The 21,125-nt window shown below is 59.0% G+C and carries 14 protein-coding genes; 6 read left to right on the forward strand and 8 right to left on the reverse strand.

From position 1 onward, the window contains the following. Positions 1 to 357 precede the first annotated feature (357 nt). Positions 358 to 1,737, forward strand: coding sequence for a mercuric reductase (locus tag A9Q02_RS18475; protein WP_097654553.1), 1,380 nt, complete (start codon positions 358 to 360; stop codon positions 1,735 to 1,737). A gap of 173 nt (positions 1,738 to 1,910) precedes the next feature. Then, positions 1,911 to 2,564 carry a peroxiredoxin-like family protein gene (locus A9Q02_RS18480; protein WP_216361555.1) on the forward strand — a complete coding sequence of 218 codons (654 nt, stop codon included), beginning with the start codon at positions 1,911 to 1,913 and terminating at the stop codon, positions 2,562 to 2,564. A 967-nt stretch (positions 2,565 to 3,531) separates the two neighbouring features. Here the strand turns inward: A9Q02_RS18480 and A9Q02_RS18485 are convergent. The 8 genes from A9Q02_RS18485 to A9Q02_RS18520 form a co-directional block, all read right to left on the reverse strand. After that, positions 3,532 to 4,698 carry an aminoglycoside phosphotransferase family protein gene (locus A9Q02_RS18485; protein WP_172451130.1) on the reverse strand — a complete coding sequence of 389 codons (1,167 nt, stop codon included), beginning with the start codon at positions 4,696 to 4,698 and terminating at the stop codon, positions 3,532 to 3,534. Continuing rightward, complete coding sequence (locus A9Q02_RS18490; protein ID WP_172451132.1) at positions 4,688 to 6,028, reverse strand: aminoglycoside phosphotransferase family protein; 1,341 nt, start codon at positions 6,026 to 6,028, stop codon at positions 4,688 to 4,690. The genes A9Q02_RS18485 and A9Q02_RS18490 overlap by 11 nt, the downstream gene beginning before the upstream one ends. After that, positions 6,012 to 8,021 (reverse strand): ABC transporter ATP-binding protein, encoded by a 2,010-nt coding sequence (locus A9Q02_RS18495; RefSeq protein ID WP_216361556.1) that lies wholly within the window; start codon positions 8,019 to 8,021, stop codon positions 6,012 to 6,014. Before A9Q02_RS18495 ends, A9Q02_RS18490 begins: the two co-directional genes overlap by 17 nt. Next, positions 8,014 to 9,186, reverse strand: coding sequence for a glycosyltransferase family 4 protein (locus A9Q02_RS18500; protein ID WP_097654556.1), 1,173 nt, complete (start codon positions 9,184 to 9,186; stop codon positions 8,014 to 8,016). The genes A9Q02_RS18495 and A9Q02_RS18500 overlap by 8 nt, the downstream gene beginning before the upstream one ends. Then, entirely contained in the window at positions 9,177 to 10,424 is a 1,248-nt protein-coding gene (locus A9Q02_RS18505) for a glycosyltransferase (RefSeq protein ID WP_097654557.1), read from the reverse strand. The genes A9Q02_RS18500 and A9Q02_RS18505 overlap by 10 nt, the downstream gene beginning before the upstream one ends. Then, complete coding sequence (locus tag A9Q02_RS18510; protein WP_097654558.1) at positions 10,414 to 11,727, reverse strand: glycosyltransferase family protein; 1,314 nt, start codon at positions 11,725 to 11,727, stop codon at positions 10,414 to 10,416. The genes A9Q02_RS18505 and A9Q02_RS18510 overlap by 11 nt, the downstream gene beginning before the upstream one ends. 255 nt (positions 11,728 to 11,982) lie before the next feature. Next, on the reverse strand, positions 11,983 to 13,257 hold the full coding sequence (locus A9Q02_RS18515; RefSeq protein ID WP_097654559.1) for a cystathionine gamma-synthase family protein: 1,275 nt from the start codon (positions 13,255 to 13,257) through the stop codon (positions 11,983 to 11,985). 179 nt (positions 13,258 to 13,436) lie between these two features. Beyond that, complete coding sequence (locus tag A9Q02_RS18520; RefSeq protein WP_097654560.1) at positions 13,437 to 14,675, reverse strand: DUF445 domain-containing protein; 1,239 nt, start codon at positions 14,673 to 14,675, stop codon at positions 13,437 to 13,439. Positions 14,676 to 15,188: 513 nt separating this feature from the next. Between A9Q02_RS18520 and A9Q02_RS18525 the strand changes: the two genes are divergently transcribed. From A9Q02_RS18525 to tgt, 4 genes are all read left to right on the forward strand, one after another. Beyond that, entirely contained in the window at positions 15,189 to 16,634 is a 1,446-nt protein-coding gene (locus A9Q02_RS18525; protein WP_172451134.1) for a cellulase family glycosylhydrolase, read from the forward strand. A gap of 207 nt (positions 16,635 to 16,841) precedes the next feature. After that, positions 16,842 to 18,293, forward strand: coding sequence for a cellulase family glycosylhydrolase (locus A9Q02_RS18530; protein WP_097654562.1), 1,452 nt, complete (start codon positions 16,842 to 16,844; stop codon positions 18,291 to 18,293). A gap of 9 nt (positions 18,294 to 18,302) precedes the next feature. Then, positions 18,303 to 19,736 carry a cellulase family glycosylhydrolase gene (locus tag A9Q02_RS18535; RefSeq protein ID WP_097654563.1) on the forward strand — a complete coding sequence of 478 codons (1,434 nt, stop codon included), beginning with the start codon at positions 18,303 to 18,305 and terminating at the stop codon, positions 19,734 to 19,736. 25 nt (positions 19,737 to 19,761) lie between these two features. After that, entirely contained in the window at positions 19,762 to 20,949 is a 1,188-nt protein-coding gene (gene tgt / locus A9Q02_RS18540) for a tRNA guanosine(34) transglycosylase Tgt (RefSeq protein ID WP_281256929.1), read from the forward strand. Positions 20,950 to 21,125: the final 176 nt, after the last annotated feature.

The following is a 21,125-nucleotide window of genomic DNA, read 5'->3' on the forward strand; positions in this document are numbered from 1 at the left end:
TCCGCCCTCGAAGGCATCCCGAGGGCGGGACGCCCTCGCTCCCAGGCTGTTACTCCACATGTGAACACGTACGCGCCCGGCTGCATTTGACACCTTCGTGCTCCATGATAGATCAACGATGCGAAGACAGCGTTGCCGTAGCGCTTGCGCGCCGAGCAACGGTGCCGTCCCCCGTATGTAGGCCCGCTCACAGTCCTTGCCACACCTCAGGGTGTACACTACGAGCAACCGAGCGGCGCGTTGCACGACAGAACAGCGTAAGGGCTCCCAGAGGAAGGGGATGGATACGCTGGCAGAAAAAACAAGTTTCATTGGTATGCCCCTGGAGCAAACCCAGAGTTTGAGAGGAACAAGATAATGGCTGAGCAATTTGATGTGATCATCATTGGTGCGGGACAGGCTGGTGTGCCGCTTGCGGGGGCTTTTGCCCGCGCTGGACGCCGAACGGCGTTGATCGAGGCGTCGCACGTGGGCGGTACGTGCATCAATGAGGGTTGCACACCGACCAAAACAATGGTCGCCAGTGCCCGCATCGCGTATCTCGCCCGTCACGCTGGGCAGTATGGGGTGCAGACTGGTGCGATCCAGGTCGATCTGGGGGCTGTGCGCCAGCGCAAGCGCGAGCTTGTCACCAGTTGGCGGACGGGTAGCGAACAGCGGTTGCACCATGATGGCGTCACCTTGCTGATGGGGACAGCGCAACTGAGTGGCCCCAAAACAGTTACGGTCACACTGAATGCAGGTGGAACGCGGCAATTCACCGCCGATACGATTGTGATCAATGCCGGCACTCGCTCATCAACCCCTGATCTGCCTGGCCTCGCCGAAGTGCCGTTTCTTGACTCGACCTCGATCATGGAGCTTGATGCGGTTCCCGAGCATCTCCTTGTGCTGGGGGGCGGTTATATTGGCCTTGAGTTTGGGCAGATGTTCCGTCGTTTTGGCAGCCGTGTGACGATTGTGCAGCGCGGTGCACGTCTGTTGGCGCGTGAGGATGGCGATGTTGCCGACGCTGTTGCCGCGCTGTTACGCGAAGATGGGGCCGAGGTCTTGCTCAACACGGCTGCCCGTCGGGTGAGCCGCAGTGACAATGGTACAATTCACTTGACAGTGGCGAGCCCCGCTGGCGAGCAGACGCTCGAGGGGTCGCACCTGCTCGTTGCGGTAGGCCGTACGCCCAATAGCGACCGATTGAATCTTGCAGCGGCAGGCATTGCCACCAATCAGCGCGGCAACATCATCGTGGACGAACGCCTGGCAACGAATGTTCCTGGCATCTATGCAGTCGGCGACATTACTGGTGGGCCGGCTTTTACCCATATTGCCTACGACGACTTCCGCATCCTAAAGGCAAATCTGCTTGAAGGAGGGTCCAAAAGCACCCGCGGACGACTGGTGCCCTACACCGTCTTTATTGATCCACAGTTGGGCCGGGTGGGTTTGGGTGAAGAAGAAGCACGGGCACAGGGGCGCACAGTGAAAATCGCCACGATGCCAATGAGCTACGTCGCCCGCGCCATTGAGGTCGCCGAAACTCGTGGCCTCGTCAAGGCTGTCATCGACGCCGAGACTGATCAGATCCTCGGCTTTACGATGCTGGGCATCGAGGGCGGCGAAATCATGAGTGCCGTGCAACTGGCAATGCAAGGGGGCTTGACCGCCAGTGACCTGCGCGATACCATCTTTGCGCATCCAACGCTCGCCGAGTTGCTGAATACGCTCTTTGCCCAAAGCTAAAGGCTAGGCTTCGGCGCAGTACCTTGCAAAGAAGGCGTTTTTTTGACGCAACGGCGCAACGTTGTTAGCGATGATATTGGGCTTCGGCGGCTGGCGAACGAGACCAGCTTTGCAGGCCTCGTTCCCCAAAGACAATAAGAACACAAGTGCAAATGTATAGAGGAGCTTCTGCGATGAATAATCAAGCTGATGCGTTGGTAAACGAGATGGTACCGTCATACGCAGCCGATCTGGCGGCGACAATTGCGCCTGAGCGCCTGGCGCGTTCGCAGGCCGTGAGTGCAAAGCTGATCGAGGCGCATATCGAACGCAATGCCCTTGGCGTCGGAGCAGTCGCCCCGGATTTTCTGCTCCCAGATGCCAGCGGGTCAATGGTTCAGCTCAGTACGCTGCTGGCAGAAGGCCCGGTAGTCCTCGCTTTCTACCGAGGGGCCTGGTGTCCCTACTGCAACCTGCAACTCCGTGCCTATCAGCGGGCACTTCCGCAGATCCAGGCCCGTCACGCAACGCTGGTCGCCATCTCGCCCCAGTTGCCCGATGGCTCGCTGACCACGGTTGAACAGAATGAACTCGCTTTTCCCGTGCTCAGCGATGTTGGCAACAAGGTGGCGCAACAGTATGGGTTGGTCTTTCAACTCGATGACGACGTGCGCGAACGCTATCTCGCGATGAAGATTGATCTTGAGCAGAGCAATGGCGATACGAGTTGGCAATTGCCTATGCCGGGAACTTTTGTCATTGGGCGCGACGGCATCATTCACCTGGCCTTTGTTCACCCTGACTATACGCAGCGCCTTGAACCAGCCGCGATCATCGCTGCGTTATAACATGACGTTCGTTTTTTTCGTACGAAGGTGGCGGTGTCGTTGGCCAAGGTTCGGGGCACAAGCGTCGCGGCATGGGGATGGGTTGCTGGTTCAGTGCCCGCACCAAGGGGGGCCAACGCCAGCCATGTCATTCCGAACGCAGTGAGGAATCTTCCCTGCGGCGCATGGAAGACCCCTCGCTGCACTCGGGGTGACACGGCGGGCGCAGCGGGGGGCAACGCCAGCCATGTCATTCCGAACGCAGTGAGGAATCTTCCCTGCGGCGCATGGAAGACCCCTCGCTCCGCTCGGGGTGACAGGGCAAGCGCAGCGGGGTGACACGGCGAGCGCGGCGGGGTGACAGGGCGAGCGCAGCGGGGTGACAGGGCAAGCGCGGCGGGGGGCAACGCCAGCCATGTCATTCCGAACGCAGTGAGGAATCTTCACTGCGGCGCATGGAAGACCCCTCGCTGCACTCGGGGTGACACGGCGAGCGCAGCGGGGTGACACGGCAAGCGCAGCGGGGTGACACGGCGAGCGCGGCGGGGTGACCCGGCAAGCGCAGCGGGGTGACACGGCAAGCGCGGCGGGGGGCAACGCCATCCATGTCATTCCGAACGGAGTGTTATAGCATTTCAGATGGCAGATTTTGGATTGCGGCACTGCCTTGCAAAGAAGGCGTTTTTTTGACGCAAAGGCGCAAAGGTTGGTTTGACGCAAAGGCGCAAAGGTTGGTTTGACGCAAAGGCGCAAAGGCGCAAAGGCGCAAAGGTTTTCGCGTCGGTGAGCGAACCCTTCGCGCCTTCGCGTGAGCTTCTTTGCACGTTATTGGGATGAGCGGCTAGCTGAAAAGCCTAAGTAGTCTGTGACGTACGCTTCTTGATACCAACGGGGGCTTCGGCACGCTCAGCCTCCGTCCGTTCGCAACGCCCATCGTCCGCCGTTGGCTGAGCTTGTCGAAGCCAAGCCCGAGAGCAGAAAACGTTTGTTACAGACTACTAAGAGACTTGCCAGCCTCGATCTGTTGGCACAATGCGGTGACGCAGGCGTGCCAGCGCGGGCGTAGGCTGTAGATGCAGGCAAGGCGGAGCCGGGTGGCGTTGGCGTAGGCTGTGAGACGTGCCCGGGTTGCCGCGTCCGGGGCGTAACCTGTTAGCAGCGCTGCCTGGGCATGCCTGGCATGCGTCGGGCTGAGCAAGCCCTGATAGGCGCGCAGTTCGAGGTGAACGAGGACATTGGCGAGATCCAGCGCCGGTTCGCCAGAGGCGATGGTGTCAAAGTCGAGTAGGCCGATCTGATTATGGTTGTGAACCAGGATCTGCTTATCGTAAAAATCGCGGTGGATCATGGTCATTGGGCCACACGTTGCGGTCAATGCGTCGGCGACTCGGTCGGCAAGCGGAGCAATCTGAGCAGCCAGCGCGGGCATATAGGTAGCGGTTAGAGCAAGCCAGCGCTCGAGCATCTGCCATTCGTCGTCGGGGCAATGGGGCTGAACGGCGGTCGGTGGCGGGGTCGCATGCCATTCGCGCAAGGCTCGCCCTGCCGCGTGTGCCCCGGCTTCAAGGGCAACCCCGCCAGCAAGTTGGTGAAGAGCGACGCCGGGCAGCGCTTGCCAGCACATGACGCCGTTTGCTTCGTCGACGCTGAGCAGGCGCGGGGTGACAAAATGGCGTGGGCGCAGGTTCGCCACAGCCTCACCGATTGCCGCCAGGTTCGCGGTGCGGGCAGGCCTGACGACCCGCGCAAAGACGGGGCACTCTGCTTCGACGAGGCGGACGACGGCGCGTCGCTCGGGTTGATGCACAAACAGGCGTGCGCCCGGTTGTCGTACCAGCGCGGCTAAGCCAACAAGACGGCGATCAGCCCCGTGTAGATGCAAGCTGATGCGGCCCCCGGTCGTGCCTGAGTGCATTGTCACCGTATTTTCCGCCTTCGTCCCCTGAGGCAGCGACTCGGCAGACGGGGACAGGGCATGCCATTGAGCAGGAACGATCATGCCGCTACCGGGGGCTTCATACTCCAACAAAAGATGCTCAGACGAACGCGGCCAGGCGCGCCGTAGATGCAGCGTGCGCTCGGCAAGGCCAGCATGTGCCGCAAGGTCGTATGGCACGGTCAGGGTCGCAAGGTTCGCGATAGGGTTAGCCGACATATGCATCCTCTTTGATCTGGCATGGCGTCGTTTGAGCAACAAACGCACGCGTAAGGATCGCTTCAGCCGTAGCAACGATGGCATGAATGCGCACCGGCCAGTCTGGTTCGCGATAACGAAAGGGTTCAGGGGCAAGCCGCAGCAAGCCCAGGGCCGTGTAGAGGCTGATGCGCTGGCGGCTCGGCGGAGGTGCGACTTCGGCATAGCCTGCGCCAAGAGCCTCGGTGAGCGTGGCTGCCCGGGTCGCTGGCATGCGGCCAAGGGCGACCTGGCGCTGGAGGTGCGCCGCGAAATTGCCGAGATCGGCAGCCGGATCGCCCCAGTGGGCATTGTCGAGGTCAAGCAGCGTCGCCGTGCGTCGCTCGGGATCAATCAGAACCTGATCGGCATAAAAGTCGCCATGCAGTGGCTGCGGATGGCGCAGACTCTGCGGCAGTTGCGCGGCAAAGACCTGGCAGAGGCGCCCGATCTGCGGCTGAAGCTCAGGACAGAGGGCGATCAACGTGCGCGCATTCGCGTCAAGCGCCACGAAGGGCGTTGCCAGGACTGTCTGCGGCAGCCTGGGGGCTGGCTGGCGATGCAGGGTTGCGAGCGCTGCCCCCGCAAGACGAACCGCACGCAGATCGTCGCGTTCATCACGCACAAGCGTATCGAGCGGCTCATCGGGACGCCACGGGAAGATGAGGCCACGCACATGAGCGCTCGCCCCGCATGGCGGCACAAGCGCAAGCGGGCCTTCGCTCTGGAAGGCCTCGGCAGCCATGTGCGCCAGATGGTAGTCGTTGGCCGCATAGAGCTTGAGCAGCGCGTCACCCCCGGCGGCCCCAACGAGCCGCCCAACATAACGGCGTTCGGGGCGATAGCGTAAATGCACCAGAGCGGCCTGGTGAAGATCTTCACGCGCTGGGCAGAACTGCTTCAACAGAGACGCCCGGTTGGACGGGTTGGTCAGGTGCGCCAGGAAGGGCAAGGCCTGATCGTGCGGCCAGCTATAGAGCGCGATCTGCTCTTCGTCAAAAACAAGCCCGCCAACGCCGAGCGCTCCCGCTTGAGCGGCCAGTTGGGATGCACGGGCAAGTTTGGCACGGCCTGAAGGGGCATAGGTACAGGCATAGACCATGGTTGGGCCTTCACGAAGACCGATGCGGTAACCAACCAGACAGTTGGTACCTGGCTTGTAGCGGATGTAGCGCGGTTCGATCGCACCAATGGCGAGCGTCGGAAGCGCCCCGCGAAGCAAGGCCCCAAAAGCCTCGGGGTCAAGCAGGTGAACCAGACCGGGAAGCGCTGGATCGCGCCGTGCCAGCGCTGCATCAACGGACGATAACATACCTCTGCTCCTCGCTTGTCGAATGAAGTCGTTCTTCGCGTTGCATACGGTACAACGCCGCATAGTTGCCGTCAGCAGCGAGCAGATCGGCATGGGTTCCGCGTTCGCGCACCTCGCCACCTTCCAGATAGAGAATCAGATCGACGTGCTCGACAGTCCGCAGGTCGTGCGCAATCATAAACGTGGTACGCCCCATCGTCAGCTGTTCGAGCGCCTCGCTCACAGCGCGCTCGTTGGCCTGATCGAGACCGGTGGTTGGCTCATCGAGCAGAATGATCGGCGCACGACGAATCGCCGCACGGGCAATCGCAATGCGTTGGCGCTGGCCGCCCGAAAGCGTCGCCCCACGCTCACCAAGGATCGTCGCGTAGCCCTGCGGCAATTGCAGAATAAACTCGTGAGCATTGGCGAGTTTCGCCGCTGCGATCACCTCGTCAAAGGAAGCACCCGGTGCGCCATAAGCGATGTTCTCACGCACACTGGTCGCAAAAAGGACGCTCTCTTGCAAGACGACGGCCATCTGGCGGCGGAGCGAGGCCAGGGTATAGGCGCGCACATCGCGTCCATCAATCAGCAGACGCCCTGCGGTGGGGGTATAAAACCGTAAGAGCAGACTCGCCAGCGTACTTTTGCCGCCACCTGAAGGGCCGACCAGCGCCACGCGTGTTCCCGGCGCAATGGTGAGGCAAAGATCGTGGAGCACCGGCGTGCCCGGGGTATACGCAAAGCTTACCTGTTCAAACGTGACCTCCCCGCGCAGCCGTGGCGCGGGCGCTGCACCAGGCAGATCGCGTATTTCGGGGGTAGTATCGAGCACTTCAAGAACACGCTCGCCCGAGGCGCTCGCTTTGGCAATACGTCCGGCATACTTCGACAGATCGCGCATTGGCTTGAAGGCGCTCTTCAGATAGGCCGTAAAGACCAGCAAGTCGCCCAGCAGCAGATCGCCGCGCAACACCAGGGTGGCCCCATACCAGAGCACCAGCGCCGTGCCAAGCGCAACCAGACCATCCACCCGACGCTCTAAGCCAGCGGCGAGACGGCGTCCACGCACCCCTTCGCTCAGGCTCTTCTGGTTATGCCGCGCAAAGGCCCGTTCAAGCAGCGGTTCAAGCCCCAGTGCCTGCACAACTTTGATCGCCCCGAGCGTCTCGGCAGCCGAGGCCGCCAGTGCCCCTTCGCGCTTGCGCTCTTCGCGGGCAACCGTGCGGATCTGCTTACCCATACGATTCATCGTAAGCAAAAAGATCGGAATTACCATGAGAGCAAGCAATGCCAATTGCACATTCATCCAGAGCATCACGGCGAGCATGCCAACCAGCGTGAGCAGATTCGCCGTCAAAGGCAGCATCGCCGTCACCGTGACCTCCTGGAGGCGGCCAATATCCCCGGTGAGCCGATTGATCAGATCGCCCGTGCGCGCTTTGCTGTGATAACTCAACGAGAGCCGCTGGATGTGACGGTAGAGATCGGCCCGCAATTCGATCATCACACGGTTGCCGGCCAAGGCAAGCGCAACCGTGCTGAGATAAGCCAGCAGCGCACGGCTACCCGCGACAACAAGCACCATCAATGCAGCCACCGCGATCAGCAGCGGCGGATCGAGTTGCAACGGACGCTCGGCCAGACCGGTCACCTGCGGAACCAACACATAGTCCACCAGCACCTTGAGCGGCCAGGGTTCCAGCAAGCGCATCGCAATCTCGCCAAGCAGGGCGAGACTACCGCCGGCAATCAAGGGTGCCTGAGGGCGCAGGTAGGGCTGGAAGCGACGGACAAGCCGCACGCCATTGGCGGTACGGGCTTGCAGCATCGCAACGCGGGAACCGAGACCGAGGCGTTGCAACCGTTGCTGGCCTGTCGCCACAAAACGCGCCCAGATCACCAGAAACTGCGCGAGTAGCGCGGCGACATGCGATTTTATATGCTGCCGCAGCGTTGAGCATCGTTCGATGGCGGCCTGCACACGGGGATGCTGAGCGACATTACGCATAACTAGCCCACTCCTGCGCTACCAGTTGACCCTGGGCAACCGCAAGGATACGCCCGGCGACGGCATCCCAGGTGTAATGATCGAGCACCAGTTGTCGTCCGGCTGCACCAAGCTTGACCCGTAGCGCAGGGCTGTCGTGCAACGCGACCAGCGCATGCATCAGTGCCTCAGGATCACCCGGCGGACACAGCAGACCAGTTTCGCCATGGGTAAGGATGTCGGCCACCTGCCCAACCTGGCTCGCAACAACGGGCAGACCGGCGGCCAGATACTCAAAGAGTTTCAGCGGCGAAAAGTAGCACCGCTCACGCGAAGGGTATGGCGCAGTCGCCACATCCATACGCGCCAGCAAGCCCGGGATCGCCTCGGGCGAGACAGCCCCGGTGAACTCGACAACCGGGGCAAGGCCGGAGGCGTTGACCTGAGCCTCCAGTTTGCCCCGTTCAGGGCCATCGCCAACAAGCAGCAAGCGGGCCGGAGGCAAGCGCTGGTGCAATTGGGCAAACGCAGCCAGCAACACCTCCAGGCCATGCCAGGGTTTCAGCGTGCCCACAAAGCCGACGGTATAGGTCGCATCGGACACAGGGCGGGATCCAACCGGAAAGCGGTCGGGATCAACCCCGTTGGGCACGACAACAATCGACGCCTCGCCGGCAAACGTACGCAGATACGCGGCAACCTCTTGCGAAACCGCTAGCAGCGCCGTTGCCGTACGAAACAGCCGTTGGGCAACCTGCATCGCTCCGGCACGATTGATCAGCTCGCGGTGCCGGATCTGCTCGTCAATGAGCGGCGCATTGACCTCTAGCACACCTGGCACACCCGTGCGCTGCGCATACCCCATTGCCGCATAGCTCCAGAGGCTATAGCGTTCATAGACCAAGTCAAACGGCCCTGAGCGATCGAGTGCAGCGGCGAGATCTTCATTCGCGGCGAGCAGCGCGGCTTCACGGATGCGCGTAGCGCCCTTTGGCGGAAGAGGCAACGGAACGCACGTCACTGCCGCCAGATCGGCTGGTAATGGTCCATCAAAACGACTGGCAAAGAGTGTGACCTCGAGACCACGACGAAGCAGGGCGCGGAGCACCGCCTGGACATGCACCGACGAACCTTTCGTGCCAAAGACAGGCACACCGGGATCAGCACAAACATAGGCTACACGCATCGCGCCACCTCTTTCATACGCAGGGGCACGCGCTCGGTTGCGTCGGCAAAAAGCGTCCGCAAGGCTGTGCTATTGTGGGCAATATCAAACCTCTGCTCAATACGTCGCCGTGCTGCTGTTGCAAGGTCCACCCGTAGCGCTTCATCGTCAAGCAGGGTCGCAAGGCTGGCCGCAAGTGCCGCTGGATCGCGTTGGGGCACAAGGAATCCCGTCACACCGTGTTCGATCAGTTCAGGAATACCGGTCACGTCAGTGGCAACACACGGCGTACCAAGCGCCATCGCCTCAAGCAATACCGTCGGCAACCCATCGCGATTGCCATCACTCCCCACCACACACGGGGCCGCAAAGACCGCCGCACGTTGCACCAGTTCAACCACCTCACTCTGCGGACGCGGCCCCACCATGCTCACCTGAGCATCCAGGTTGAGACGGGCGATCTGCTGCGCCAGGGCCGCCTGCTGATCGCCCGTGCCAACAATCAGGCAGGTAAACGCGCGGCCCTGATCGCGCAACAGCGCACACGCCTCAATCAGCACAGCAAAGCCCTTTTTCTCGACCAGGCGTCCGACTGCGATGATCTGCTGCGGTCGTTGAAGTGGGGCCTTGAACGGGAAACACGCAAGCTCGAGGCCATTGTAAATCCGGCGCACCCCCGCAGCAGCCTCGCCAAATTGGGTCTGCAAGTAGGCGACATTGTAATCACTGACCGTGACGACCGCCGACGCATCGGTCAACTTATGCCACATCTGCGTCGCATCAACCGACTCGTGGTAGAGATCTTTGGCATGCGCCGTAAAGCTATAGCTAATCCCAGCGAGACGAGCCGCCAGGCGGGCGACCGTCGTGGCAGAACTAGCAAAATGGGCGTGCAGGTGCGTGATCCCACGTTCACGGACGAGTTCAGCCAAAACAAGCGCCTGCGCCACATCAACAAGATCTTCATGTTGCGCGGGGGCAAAACGCTCCCAAAAGAGCGGATCGCCGGCAGCGGAACAACGCACCTGGTTCCAAAACTCACTGGCTCGCAACCCCTGCGACGGCAGATAGGTCACTGGCGCACGGACACGCGCCAACTGTTCGTGAAAGCGTCCCTCGGTAGGGGGGCGCAACGCAAAGATCTCGAGCTCGGTACCGGCGGCCTCGTGCGCGAGGATCTCGCTCACAATAAAGGTCTCGGAAAAACGCGGGTAGACTTTCAACACATACCCAATGCGCGGCGTAGTTTCAATCAGCACAGGGGCTCTCCTTTATGTCAAACTGGCAAAAAGACAGCGTTTGCACCAATTCAGCGACCCGGTCCAGCGCGCCCATGTCAAGTTGGATGGCCGCTGCTTGTTCAGGATCGGGCGTACGGGCAAGCCAGGTTGCAAGCGCAGCTGCCGAGAGACGGCGGGGATGCAGCATATCGACCAACCCCAGATCGCGCAGGCGTTGCGCCCGAATCAACTGCTCACGGCGAGGTACGACCCGTGGCACCAGCAAGGCACGTCGAGCAAGCGTCAGAATTTCGCAAACTGTGTTATAGCCAGCCATTGCGATCACCGCATCAGCGCGGCGCATCAACGGCGTTGGTTCCTCGAGAAACGTCACGAGACGCAACCAGGGGCGGTCGGTGAGCATCTGCTGTAACGCCGCTTGCTCGCTAGCGGCCATCAACGGCCCGGTCAGGATGACCCCAACCATTCCTTCGGGCAAAACGGCCCTCGCGAAAGAGCGGGCCAGCGCAAAGCCATCCTGACCGCCACCAACACAACAGAGCGCCATGGGCACCCCTTCGGGCAAGCCAATCTTTGCGAACAGCGCCGCTTCCGCCTGCGGATCTTCCTCAAGAAACGCCCCCCGATTGAGATAGCCGGTATAAATCAGCCTGGCGGCGACAGCAGCACTGAAGCCATATTCCCGTACGGGATCAGCGATACGGTGATCACCATAGATCCAGACCTGGTCATAATAAGTTTCGACGGCGGCATTATTACCCTCAACCGCCCACTCGCGACGGGCAACGGCCGGCTCATCGAGAATCTCACGCAAGCCAAGCACGCAACGCGCCTTCTTGCGCTCGCGCAGCCAGTCAAGTGTCGGTCGCAACTCGCCAAACGCCCCCAGCGGCACTTTATCGGTCAACAACAGATCGGGATCATACGAAGCGACCGCCGCTTTGATCGCACTGGCCCGCATATCAAGCATCCGTCGCAACGAAATAGAAAGCGAACGGGGCCGGTACAACCCATCCGACGCTTTGTGCAGAGCCGGCAACGTCAGGCAATCAATGCCCTCAGGGATCACAAACGCCCCCATTTCACGCGCACCGCCAATCAGCAAAATATTCGGGCGTGGCGTCAGACGCAACAGCGCTCGTGCCAGCAACAGATTACGGCGCATGTGGCCGAGTCCCTGGGTATCGTGCGAGTAGAGCACAATCCGGCGAGGACGCGTTGCACTGGTGAGCCACTCTGTCGAAACATAGCCCGGGTCAAGGTGCGGCTGAGCAAGCGGTGTCTTCCTCGCATTGAATATACGCACATGCCTATCAATCACATGGGCCTCCTCAGATTGTTACCCAGTGGCGAAGAAGGTGTGAACAACTGCACTGGACATGGGCTCTCATCAACTGGTATGCCCAAACAGAGGTGCCCGAGCAGCAAAAAATACATCCTCCACGTCACGGATCACGTGAGCGTGGAGGATGGATGAAAAAGCCCGCACAAGGACATGCGCCCGATCAGCTTCGCTGATCGGGCGCATGTCCTTGTGCGGGCGTGATGCCTGAGGGCGGAGCCCTTACACCTGGCCTCAGATCAGATCAAGGGCAAGCTTCAGATCATCGATCAAATCCTCGGGGTTTTCGACGCCAATCGAGAGCCGGATCATCGCCGGGGTGATGCCCATTTCGATGCGTTCTTCAGGATCAACATCGGCGTGCGTCATCGTGGCGGGATGCTCGGCGAGCGACTCGGTGCCACCGAGGCTGACCGCCAGATGGAAGAGCTTGAGTTCGTTAAGCACGCGAAACGCTTCACGCTCGCCGCCCTTGACCTCAAACGAGATCATGCCGCCAGGCCCACTGCACTGACGCTGGAAGACCTCATATTGCGAATCGCCAGGCTTCAGGCAACCGAGATAATGCAGCCGCTCGACAGCGGGATGTTCACTGAGAAAAGCCGCCACATGGCGCGCCGTCTTCATCTGCGCCGTCATCCGCAATTTCAGCGTCTCCAGACTACGCATCAAGAGCCACCCCGTCTGTGGCCCAGCCATCGTGCCCATAATTGTCCGCATCAGCTTGACCTGGGTCATCAACTCGTTGGAACCAAGACAGACACCGGCAATCACATCGCTATGGCCGCCGATATATTTAGTTGCTGAATAGAGTACAAGATCGGCCCCGTGCTTGAGCGGCTGTTGCCAAAGCGGGCCAAGGAAGGTATTGTCGACCGCCGTAATCACGCGTTGATCGCCCCCGAGACGCTGCGCAAAGGCCGCATAGGCCGCGATATCCACCAGCGCATTGGTTGGGTTCGCCGGGGTCTCGATCAGAATCATCTTGAGGCGGTCAGTCAGACCAAGCTGACGCAACCGCGTCTCGGCTTCCTCGGGAGGCGCCCCGGCGGCAAAGCCGACTACCCGAATCTCAAACTGCGGCAACACATGCTTCAGCAGAAAATCGGTACCCCCATAGACCGGCTCACTATGCAGCAGCACATCACCCGGGCGCAGAAAAGAGAGCAACGTCGTACTGATGGCCGCCATGCCACTGGCAAATGTCGCCGCTGCCTCAGCATCATCCCAAAGTGTCAAGCGATCTTCAAGAATCTCAAGATCAGGATTATTCAAGCGACTATAGATTAAGCCCATCTCTTCATCGGGTCGCTGACGACGCAAGCCATACGCCAGTTCAAAAAACGACTTGCCCTCCTCAGCCGTCTTAAACACAAAAGTCGACGTCTGAAAAATCGGACACTTCACGGCACCCTGCGAAAGCGCTGGCTTGTAGCCATAACTCATCATCAGACTCTCGGGGTGCAACGGGCGCCCCTCAAGATACCCCTCCGGCTTACGTTCAGCCATCCTGCTGCCTCCTTGCGGCTAGCACAGGGCTTCAATGCCCTGTGTTCGATCTCATGGTACGCTTACCCAGCATAGTTTTCAAGTCAGAGAGATGTGAAGGACGTCGCCCCCACATCCATTGAAGGGCTTCGCCCTCCAAACCCACTGCCCGAAAAACCATGCGCATAATGGCGAAAACGCTATAACAACCAGAGTGAGAGCGTATAAATCACGATCCCCACCAGACCACCCACAATCGTCCCGTTAATGCGAATAAACTGAAGATCGCGCCCAAATTGAAGCTCGATTTTCCGCGTCACTTCGTCGGTCTCCCAGGCGTTGACCGTCTGGGTGACAAATTCACCGGCGGTACGCCCGTACCGCTTGACAATATAGCGCGACAAATCCTCAGTCCATCCATCAATCCGAGCACTCCATTCCGGATCGTTTTCCAGGACATCACCGAGGTTCGCGAGGCCACGCGCAATCGATTCACGGAGCGGCGAGCCAGCCATCGTACTCTGGGTCAACAGACTCGTCTTCAGATCTTGCCAGAGCTTGCCGGCCACCTCGCGAAACATCGGATGTTGCAACAACTCTTGCTTCAACGCCTCACCCTGAGCACGTACCTCGGTATCATACTGGAGATTAACGATCCACCGGTCGAGCGTCTGGGTAAACTGCTCATAGAGGGGATGGTCAGGATCTTCGCTCAGTTCAGCCAGCGTCCGACGGGCGCCATCGAGCAGACGCTCGTAGATCTTCTGGTCAACAATGCGGGGCATCCACGGCGGCAATTCGCCGGCAATGCGTTTGCGAATTGCCTCCTGATTCGCTTCGACCCACTGGGTCAAGACCCGGGCAAGCTGCAATAAAACATCGCGCTGGCGCTGTTCGACCACAACCACCCCAAGCAGTTGCGCTATCAACGGCGTTACCGGAACCCCGGCAACCCGATCACTGAGGGTGCGTTGGATAGCGGCACCGACTTCATCATCATTCGCCACTCGCAGCAATCCGGTCAGACTCTCGGCGGCCAGATCAGCAAGCTGGTTACTCCGCTCGGGCTGACGCAACCAGCGCGCCAGACGACTAGCAACATTCTGTCGCCGTAGCCGCAAAGCAATTTTGTCAGGATCAAGAAAGTTGCGCTCGATAAACCGACCGAAACTCTCGGCAATCCGATCTTTTCGTCGAGGGACGATAGCGGTATGCGGAATGGGAATGCCAAGCGGGTGACGAAAGAGAGCCGTCACCGCAAACCAGTCAGCAATCGCCCCAATCATCGCCGCTTCGGCAAAAGCACGCACAAAACCAATCCACGGGGCCATCTCGCGGTAGATTGACGTGATTACGAAAAGGATGCTCATCGCAATGAGCAAGCCAGTAGCAATACGTTGCATCTTGCGCAGCGCAAGTGCGCGTTGAGCTTCATCCATAAAGTTTTGATTTCTCAAGAGATCAGGCAGAACATAGGCATAGGCCGTTTATTTCATCCTATGCGCTTGTGACAGAAGGCACAGTAAAGCTATCGCAACTACAAAGTGAAATTATCATACACTACCTGTGCCCTGATATGCTATATTAACTCTGTTGCCTGTGTCAATCGTACTACAGGCAGCCGGTGGCGCAGTCTTAACATATCTTCTCCTCGTTCATAGATAGGAAGAGTACTTCTATCTCATTTGTGCAAACGTACGAGTTAGGTGTAGGGGCAATAGCCCCATGTGCATCAACTTACAGGCCGTCACCTGACAGTTCCTCGTAAGCACAAAGTCAGGGAGGGAATCCTCGATGATTGCCCCGAGCCAGCATTGTATGCCTTGCTGCACATAGCCTCTGCACTGAACACCTCCGTTGGCACATACGTATAACCTAACTATGCTATGACAAGGGGTCGATGCCAAAGACACCGATCTGCGATCCATATCTATCGTGAGGAGATTCGAGCTATGCGTTTGTACCAACATCTTACTGTTCTTATCCTGGTCTTGGTCACGCTGAGTGCAAGTGGAATGGCGGGACTAGCTGCATCACATCCTTCCACTGCTGCGGATAATACGACGTACCTGCCTGTGATCAGTCGTCCCGGGCCTACACCGTTTTTTGCTATTGAAGCGTATCCGAACCAAATTGGAGGTTCCACGGCCGTACGCAATCAGGCAATAGCGCTTGGGGCCTCATGGCTGCGCCTGAATAGTATCCGCTGGGATCGCATTCAACCAGTCGAGGGCGGGCCGTATGACTGGAGTGTCCTGGCTGCTTTTGAACGCGACCTAAACGGTGCTCGTGCTGCCGGATTAACGCCATCAATTATCATTCATGCAGCTCCCACCTGGGCTACTGGGGTCGGTTCGAATTGTGCGCCGATCATGGACGAGAAACTACCCGCATTTGCGGCTTTCGTCGAGGCTCTGGTGACACGCTACCGTGACCAAGTACGGTTCTGGGAACTAGGCAATGAGCCTGATATCGATTGGCGCCTCGTTCCGCCCGATTCGATCTTTGGTTGCTGGGGCAATGCCGATGATCCCTACTATGGCGGCGAACGCTATGGGCGCATGCTCCAGGCCGTAGCACCAGCTATTCGCCGTGCTGATCCGACTGCCCGCATTATTATTGGCGGGCTATTGATGGATCGGCCCAATAACAACAACACTCCTGGCGCAACTGATACGCCCTGGCGCTTCTTTGAGGGCGTTCTTCGCTCGGGGGCCGCAAACTCGTTTGATATTGTAGCCTTCCACTCGTATCTCTCGTACCAGGGTACTTTCCCATTTGATCACGATCGTCTGGCGGGAACAGCCTGGTCTGACCCTTCGATCGGTGGCTCGACGATTGGCAAGTCGGCATTCTTGCGGAATGTGATGCAGCAGTTTGGCATTGACAAGCCTATCTGGCTCAATGAGATGGGCTTGCTCTGTACCGGATGCACTGAGCCTCCCCCTAACGCTTTCTTCGCCGCTCAGGCGGATCATCTCATACGTGTGATGGCCCGCTCAGGCGGAAGCAATCTGGGTATGGTCGCTTGGTATCCGATCAATGGCCCGGGTTGGCGTAATTCCGGTCTGCTCGATGCAAGCCAGCGCCCACGTCCAGTCTTTATTGCGTATCAGCATTTGATTCGACTGGCAAAGGGCTATGACCGGGTTCAGAGTTTCGATTATGGGCAACCAGCCGCGATCGAAGGCTATCGGTTTGTCAAGGTGACCGGTCTGGTTGATGTCCTCTGGTCACGCTCAACCACGGTTCAGACAGTGGCCCTCCCTGCTGATAAGTTTGTTCGCGCAACCGGCATTGATAGCAATGCGCTACCAGCCGATCGGGTGCAAACCGTGGGCAATGAGGTACGCGTGACGGTTGGCTATGATCCCATCTTTATTGAACGTCGCCCATAATGATGGTGGCCCCGCCTATGGCTCTAGTTACGCATAGGCGCTCTATGCACGATCAGGTTTCCACCTGGTAACATGTAACATATGGTGGTATGGTGCGTATCGTTGCCCTATCAGAGCAGCATGATACGCACTGTACCACCATTTTTATGATCATTACGCTCAGTGATGTGCGCACGAGTCAAGCATAGTCTAGCAGGAGTTTGTTGTATGCGCTTGGAGCAACGCTTGATAATCTTTGTGATCGCTGCGTTCTTGATGAATGCCTGCACCTCAAGCACCGAGCGTCCATCTGCCGAATCTCCAGATCTGCACCCTTCACAACACCAAAGCAGCGATGTACCAGTCTTCGGCGTCGAAACAAGCCGCAATGTGCTCGGTAGATCAGAGGTTGTCCAGACCAGAGCCGCTGAACTAGGCACCTTCTGGTTACGCCTCAATAGCGTCAGGTGGGACGAGGTTCAGCCCACACCCGACAGTGCCTACGATTGGAGTGTCTTGAGTGGTTTTGAAGCCGATCTGCAGCAGGCCCGTGAACTTGGTATGGAGCCGACTGTTATTATTCGCGGGTCACCCCGCTGGGCCACGGTGTTTCCCTCCAATTGCGCGGCCGTCAAAGAAGAGAGCTTTCCCGCCTTTGCCGCGTTTATCGAGGCCCTCGTGACGCGCTATCGTGACCAGGTACAGTACTGGGAATTTGGCAATGAACCAGATGCCGATCCGCGTCTCGTTGCCATTGACCAGGTCTACGGCTGCTGGGGCGATATTGACGACCCCTACTATGGCGGCGAGCACTATGGACGTATGTTGCAAGCCGTCGCCCCGGCGGTGCGACGAGCCAACCCCGATGCACAGATCGTCATCGGCGGCATGATGCTCGACCGCCCCGAGACAACTGACCCCACCAAAGGCAAACCCGAGCGCTTCTTTGAAGGCATTCTGCGCTCGGGTGCCGCCGACTCATTTGATATTGTTGCCTTCCATAGCTACCCCTTCTTCGCCCGCCTGGGCTACGATCACGATCTGGGTCTCTTTGATCCCGAGATTATTGTGTTCGATGATCGTTGGGGGCCACTGGGCGGGTTTTCGCTCGGCAAAGTCAGGTTCTTGCGTGAGGTCATGGATCGGTACGACGTCGAGAAGCCCCTCTGGCTCAACGAGGCCGGGCTTGTCTGCCATTCCCGCGATGACAAGTGTGATCCTGAGTTGCCAGAACACTTTCAAGCGCAAGCCGATTACCTTGTCCGCCTGGTGGCCCGTGCCGCCGCCAATGACGTACGCATGGTAACATGGTATACCCTCAATGGCCCTGGCTGGCGTGGGGCCGGTCTGCTTGACCGTAGCCAGGAACCACGCCCGGCCTTTGTTGCCTATCGCCATATGATTGCCACACTGCAAGGTTATCAACGGATAGAGCCGGTTGATTATGGTCAGCCTGACACTATCGAGGGCTATCGTTTTCACAAAGACGCGACCGTGGTCGATCTGCTCTGGTCACGGTCAACTATGAACCAGACGGTCACCCTGACCGCCGATCAGGTGGTCAGCGTCACCACACTAGACGGAACGGAATTGTCACCATCGCTCGTCACTACAGGCGATGGTACGATTGAGCTATTCGTCGGGTTTGATCCAGTCTATATCGAACGACGTCCTGAATGAGGATGGAGCATGACCTGGTATCAGCGCCTTCTTCTCGTTAGCCTGGTTTTGTTGATCGTCAGTGGTGGGGCCGCAGCAACGTTGGCCCCACCGCATGCCCAGGCCCAATCGCCCTCTATGCTCTATATACCGGTGATAAGGCACAGCGGCACAATGCCGCTCTTTGGCGTTGAAACATGGCCCAATGCGCTAGCCAATTCAGCAACCCTGCGCACTCAGGCTGCCAATCTCGGGGCAACATGGGTACGCCTCAACAGCGTCCGGTGGGATCTTGTTCAACCCGAAGAGAACGGTCCCTACAACTGGGCCGCGTTGCAAAACTTTGAACGCGATCTCGCTGCGGCTCGTCAGGCCGGGTTGATACCAACGGTCATCATTCGTGGCGCACCACGTTGGGCCACCGTGGTTCCTTCCAACTGCGCCGCCATTAAAGATGAGTACTTCCCAGCCTATGCCGCCTTTGTCGAAGCCCTGGTCAGTCGTTACCGCAATCAGGTGCAATACTGGGAATTTGGCAACGAGCCCGATATCGACCCGGTGCTACTGCAAACCGACCAGATTTTTGGCTGCTGGGGCGATCTTCGTGATCCCTACTATGGCGGCGAACGCTATGGGCGCATGCTCAAGGCTGTTGCACCGGCCGTCCGTCGGGCCAACCCGCAGGCCCAAATTATCATTGGTGGCCTCTTGCTTGATCGCCCCGTTACGACCGATCCCACCCAAGGCAAGCCTGAACGCTTCTTTGAAGGTGTGCTGCGAGCCGGTGCCGCCGATGCGTTTGATATCCTGGCCTTCCACGGCTATCCCTCCTTCGCCGGTCGTTACCCCGTCGATCACGACGTGCAGGCCAATTCCGTCTGGACACCTCTAGGAGGGGTGACGCTGGGCAAAGCACGCTTTTTGCGCGAGGTGATGAGTCGCTACGGGGTCAACAAGCCGCTCTGGCTTAACGAGACGAGCCTGCTCTGCACCAACTGCCCCGATCCCTTGATCCAGATCTTCTACATTGCACAGGCCGACCACGTCGTGCGTGTCATAGCACGTGCCGCCGGTCACCAGATTGATATGGTAACATGGTATACCCTCAATGGACCGGGTTGGCGCAATTCCGGTCTGCTTGATGGCCAGAATCGACCCCGGCCAGTCTTTACAGCCATGCAACATATGATCCAACTCACCCGCGGCTATCAACAGGTAGATATCATTGATTACAGCCAACCCGAGGCAATCGAAGGCTATCAGTTTACCAATGGCCCCCGCCAGATTGATGTGCTCTGGTCACGTTCAACCGAAAACCAGACTATTCGCCTCCCTGCCGACCAGTTCGTCATGGCAACATCGCTCGATGGGCTGGAATTAGACGAGACCCTCGTGCAACGGGTAGGCGACGAGATTCACGTAACCGTCGGGTTTACCCCGATCTTTATCGAGCGTCGTAAGTAGCAAACGGAGGCACGTCATCTTTACCATTACTCATCGTGACCCAGCTTCACAGGCGCGCAGCGGTCTGCTTACCACTGCGCATGGTCAGGTGGCAACCCCTGTCTTTATGCCGGTTGGCACCCGCGGCACCGTCAAGGCGTTGACGCCCCACGAGTTGCACGACCATGGTGCCAGTATTATTCTGGGCAATACCTATCATCTCTATCTCCAACCCGGTCACGAACTGCTTGCTCGTCGCGGGGGCTTGCATCGTTTTATGGGCTGGGATGGCCCGATTTTGACCGATAGCGGGGGCTTTCAGGTCTTCTCGCTCATCTATGGCGGTATCGCCGATGAAGTCAAGGGCCGCCGCCCGCAACACGCTCAGCGCCTGCCTGATATGGTGAAGGTGACCGAAGATGCGGTCATCTTCAAGAGCTATCTCGATGGCTCGCGCCACATCTTTACGCCCGAACGATCGATTCAGGTGCAGCACGGCATTGGCGGCGATATCATCCTTGCCTTTGATGAACTGCCGCCCTTCCGCGCTGGCTATGACTATACCCGCGAGAGCCTGGCCCGCACCCATCGTTGGGCCGAGCGCTGCCTCACGACGCATCGCGAGCGCGATCCGGGGGCCTTGCCCAACCCCGACCAGCGCCTCTTTGGCATTGTCCACGGGGGCGTCTTCCCCGATCTTCGCCAGGCCAGTGCCGAACATATTGGCGCGATGGGCTTCGATGGCCTCTGCATCGGCGGTTCCCTCGGTGCCGATAAAAGCCAGATCTACGAAGTCGTCGCGATGACCGTACCCCACATGCCCGACGGTCTTGCCCGCCATTTGCTTGGCATTGGCGATGTCGACGATCTCTTTGAAGGGGTCGCCCGCGGCATTGATATGTTCGACTGCGTGAGTCCCACGCGCCTCGGGCGCCACGGCACCGCGCTGATCCGCGATCCCAGCCGCCGCTGGAAACTCAATGTGCTCAATGCGCCCCTCCGTGAAGACGATGCGCCTCTGCAAGAGGGATGCCGTTGTTACGCATGCCAACACTTCTCACGCGCCTATATTCATTACCTCTACCGCGCCAAAGAGATCCTTGGCCTCCGCCTGGTCAGCCTGCACAACGTCGCCTTCTTACTCGACCTCATGGCCGAGGTACGCGCCGCTGTTGCCGCCGGAAGCTTCGCTGACCTCTATGCCGCCTGGATGGGCAAGGCGCTGACGCTGTAACGCGGGACTTCAGCCCTCAATTCAATACGCATGGGCCGCAGGCCAAAAATTATGGTATCCTAAGCAGAGACAGCACAGGAACAGCCAGTGTGGTCTGTTTTTCTTTGCTGCGTTACTAGAGGCCTGGTTGATGCAGTCGGGATTACGCCCGTCGCACCACCAGCGCAATGGAACAA

The organism is Candidatus Chloroploca asiatica, from assembly GCF_002532075.1.
Lineage (GTDB): Bacteria > Chloroflexota > Chloroflexia > Chloroflexales > Chloroflexaceae > Chloroploca > Chloroploca asiatica.

Excerpts from the sequence above, each read along its gene's own strand:
- A9Q02_RS18475 (WP_097654553.1), top strand. The coding sequence starts at position 358 with ATGGCTGAGCAATTTGATGTGATCATCATTGGTGCGGGACAGGCTGGT.
- A9Q02_RS18480 (WP_216361555.1), top strand. The coding sequence starts at position 1,911 with ATGAATAATCAAGCTGATGCGTTGGTAAACGAGATGGTACCGTCATAC.
- A9Q02_RS18485 (WP_172451130.1), bottom strand. The coding sequence starts at position 4,698 with ATGTCGGCTAACCCTATCGCGAACCTTGCGACCCTGACCGTGCCATAC.
- A9Q02_RS18490 (WP_172451132.1), bottom strand. The coding sequence starts at position 6,028 with ATGTTATCGTCCGTTGATGCAGCGCTGGCACGGCGCGATCCAGCGCTT.
- A9Q02_RS18495 (WP_216361556.1), bottom strand. The coding sequence starts at position 8,021 with ATGCGTAATGTCGCTCAGCATCCCCGTGTGCAGGCCGCCATCGAACGA.
- A9Q02_RS18500 (WP_097654556.1), bottom strand. The coding sequence starts at position 9,186 with ATGCGTGTAGCCTATGTTTGTGCTGATCCCGGTGTGCCTGTCTTTGGC.
- A9Q02_RS18515 (WP_097654559.1), bottom strand. The coding sequence starts at position 13,257 with ATGGCTGAACGTAAGCCGGAGGGGTATCTTGAGGGGCGCCCGTTGCAC.
- A9Q02_RS18520 (WP_097654560.1), bottom strand. The coding sequence starts at position 14,675 with ATGGATGAAGCTCAACGCGCACTTGCGCTGCGCAAGATGCAACGTATT.
- A9Q02_RS18525 (WP_172451134.1), top strand. The coding sequence starts at position 15,189 with ATGCGTTTGTACCAACATCTTACTGTTCTTATCCTGGTCTTGGTCACG.
- A9Q02_RS18530 (WP_097654562.1), top strand. The coding sequence starts at position 16,842 with ATGCGCTTGGAGCAACGCTTGATAATCTTTGTGATCGCTGCGTTCTTG.
- A9Q02_RS18535 (WP_097654563.1), top strand. The coding sequence starts at position 18,303 with ATGACCTGGTATCAGCGCCTTCTTCTCGTTAGCCTGGTTTTGTTGATC.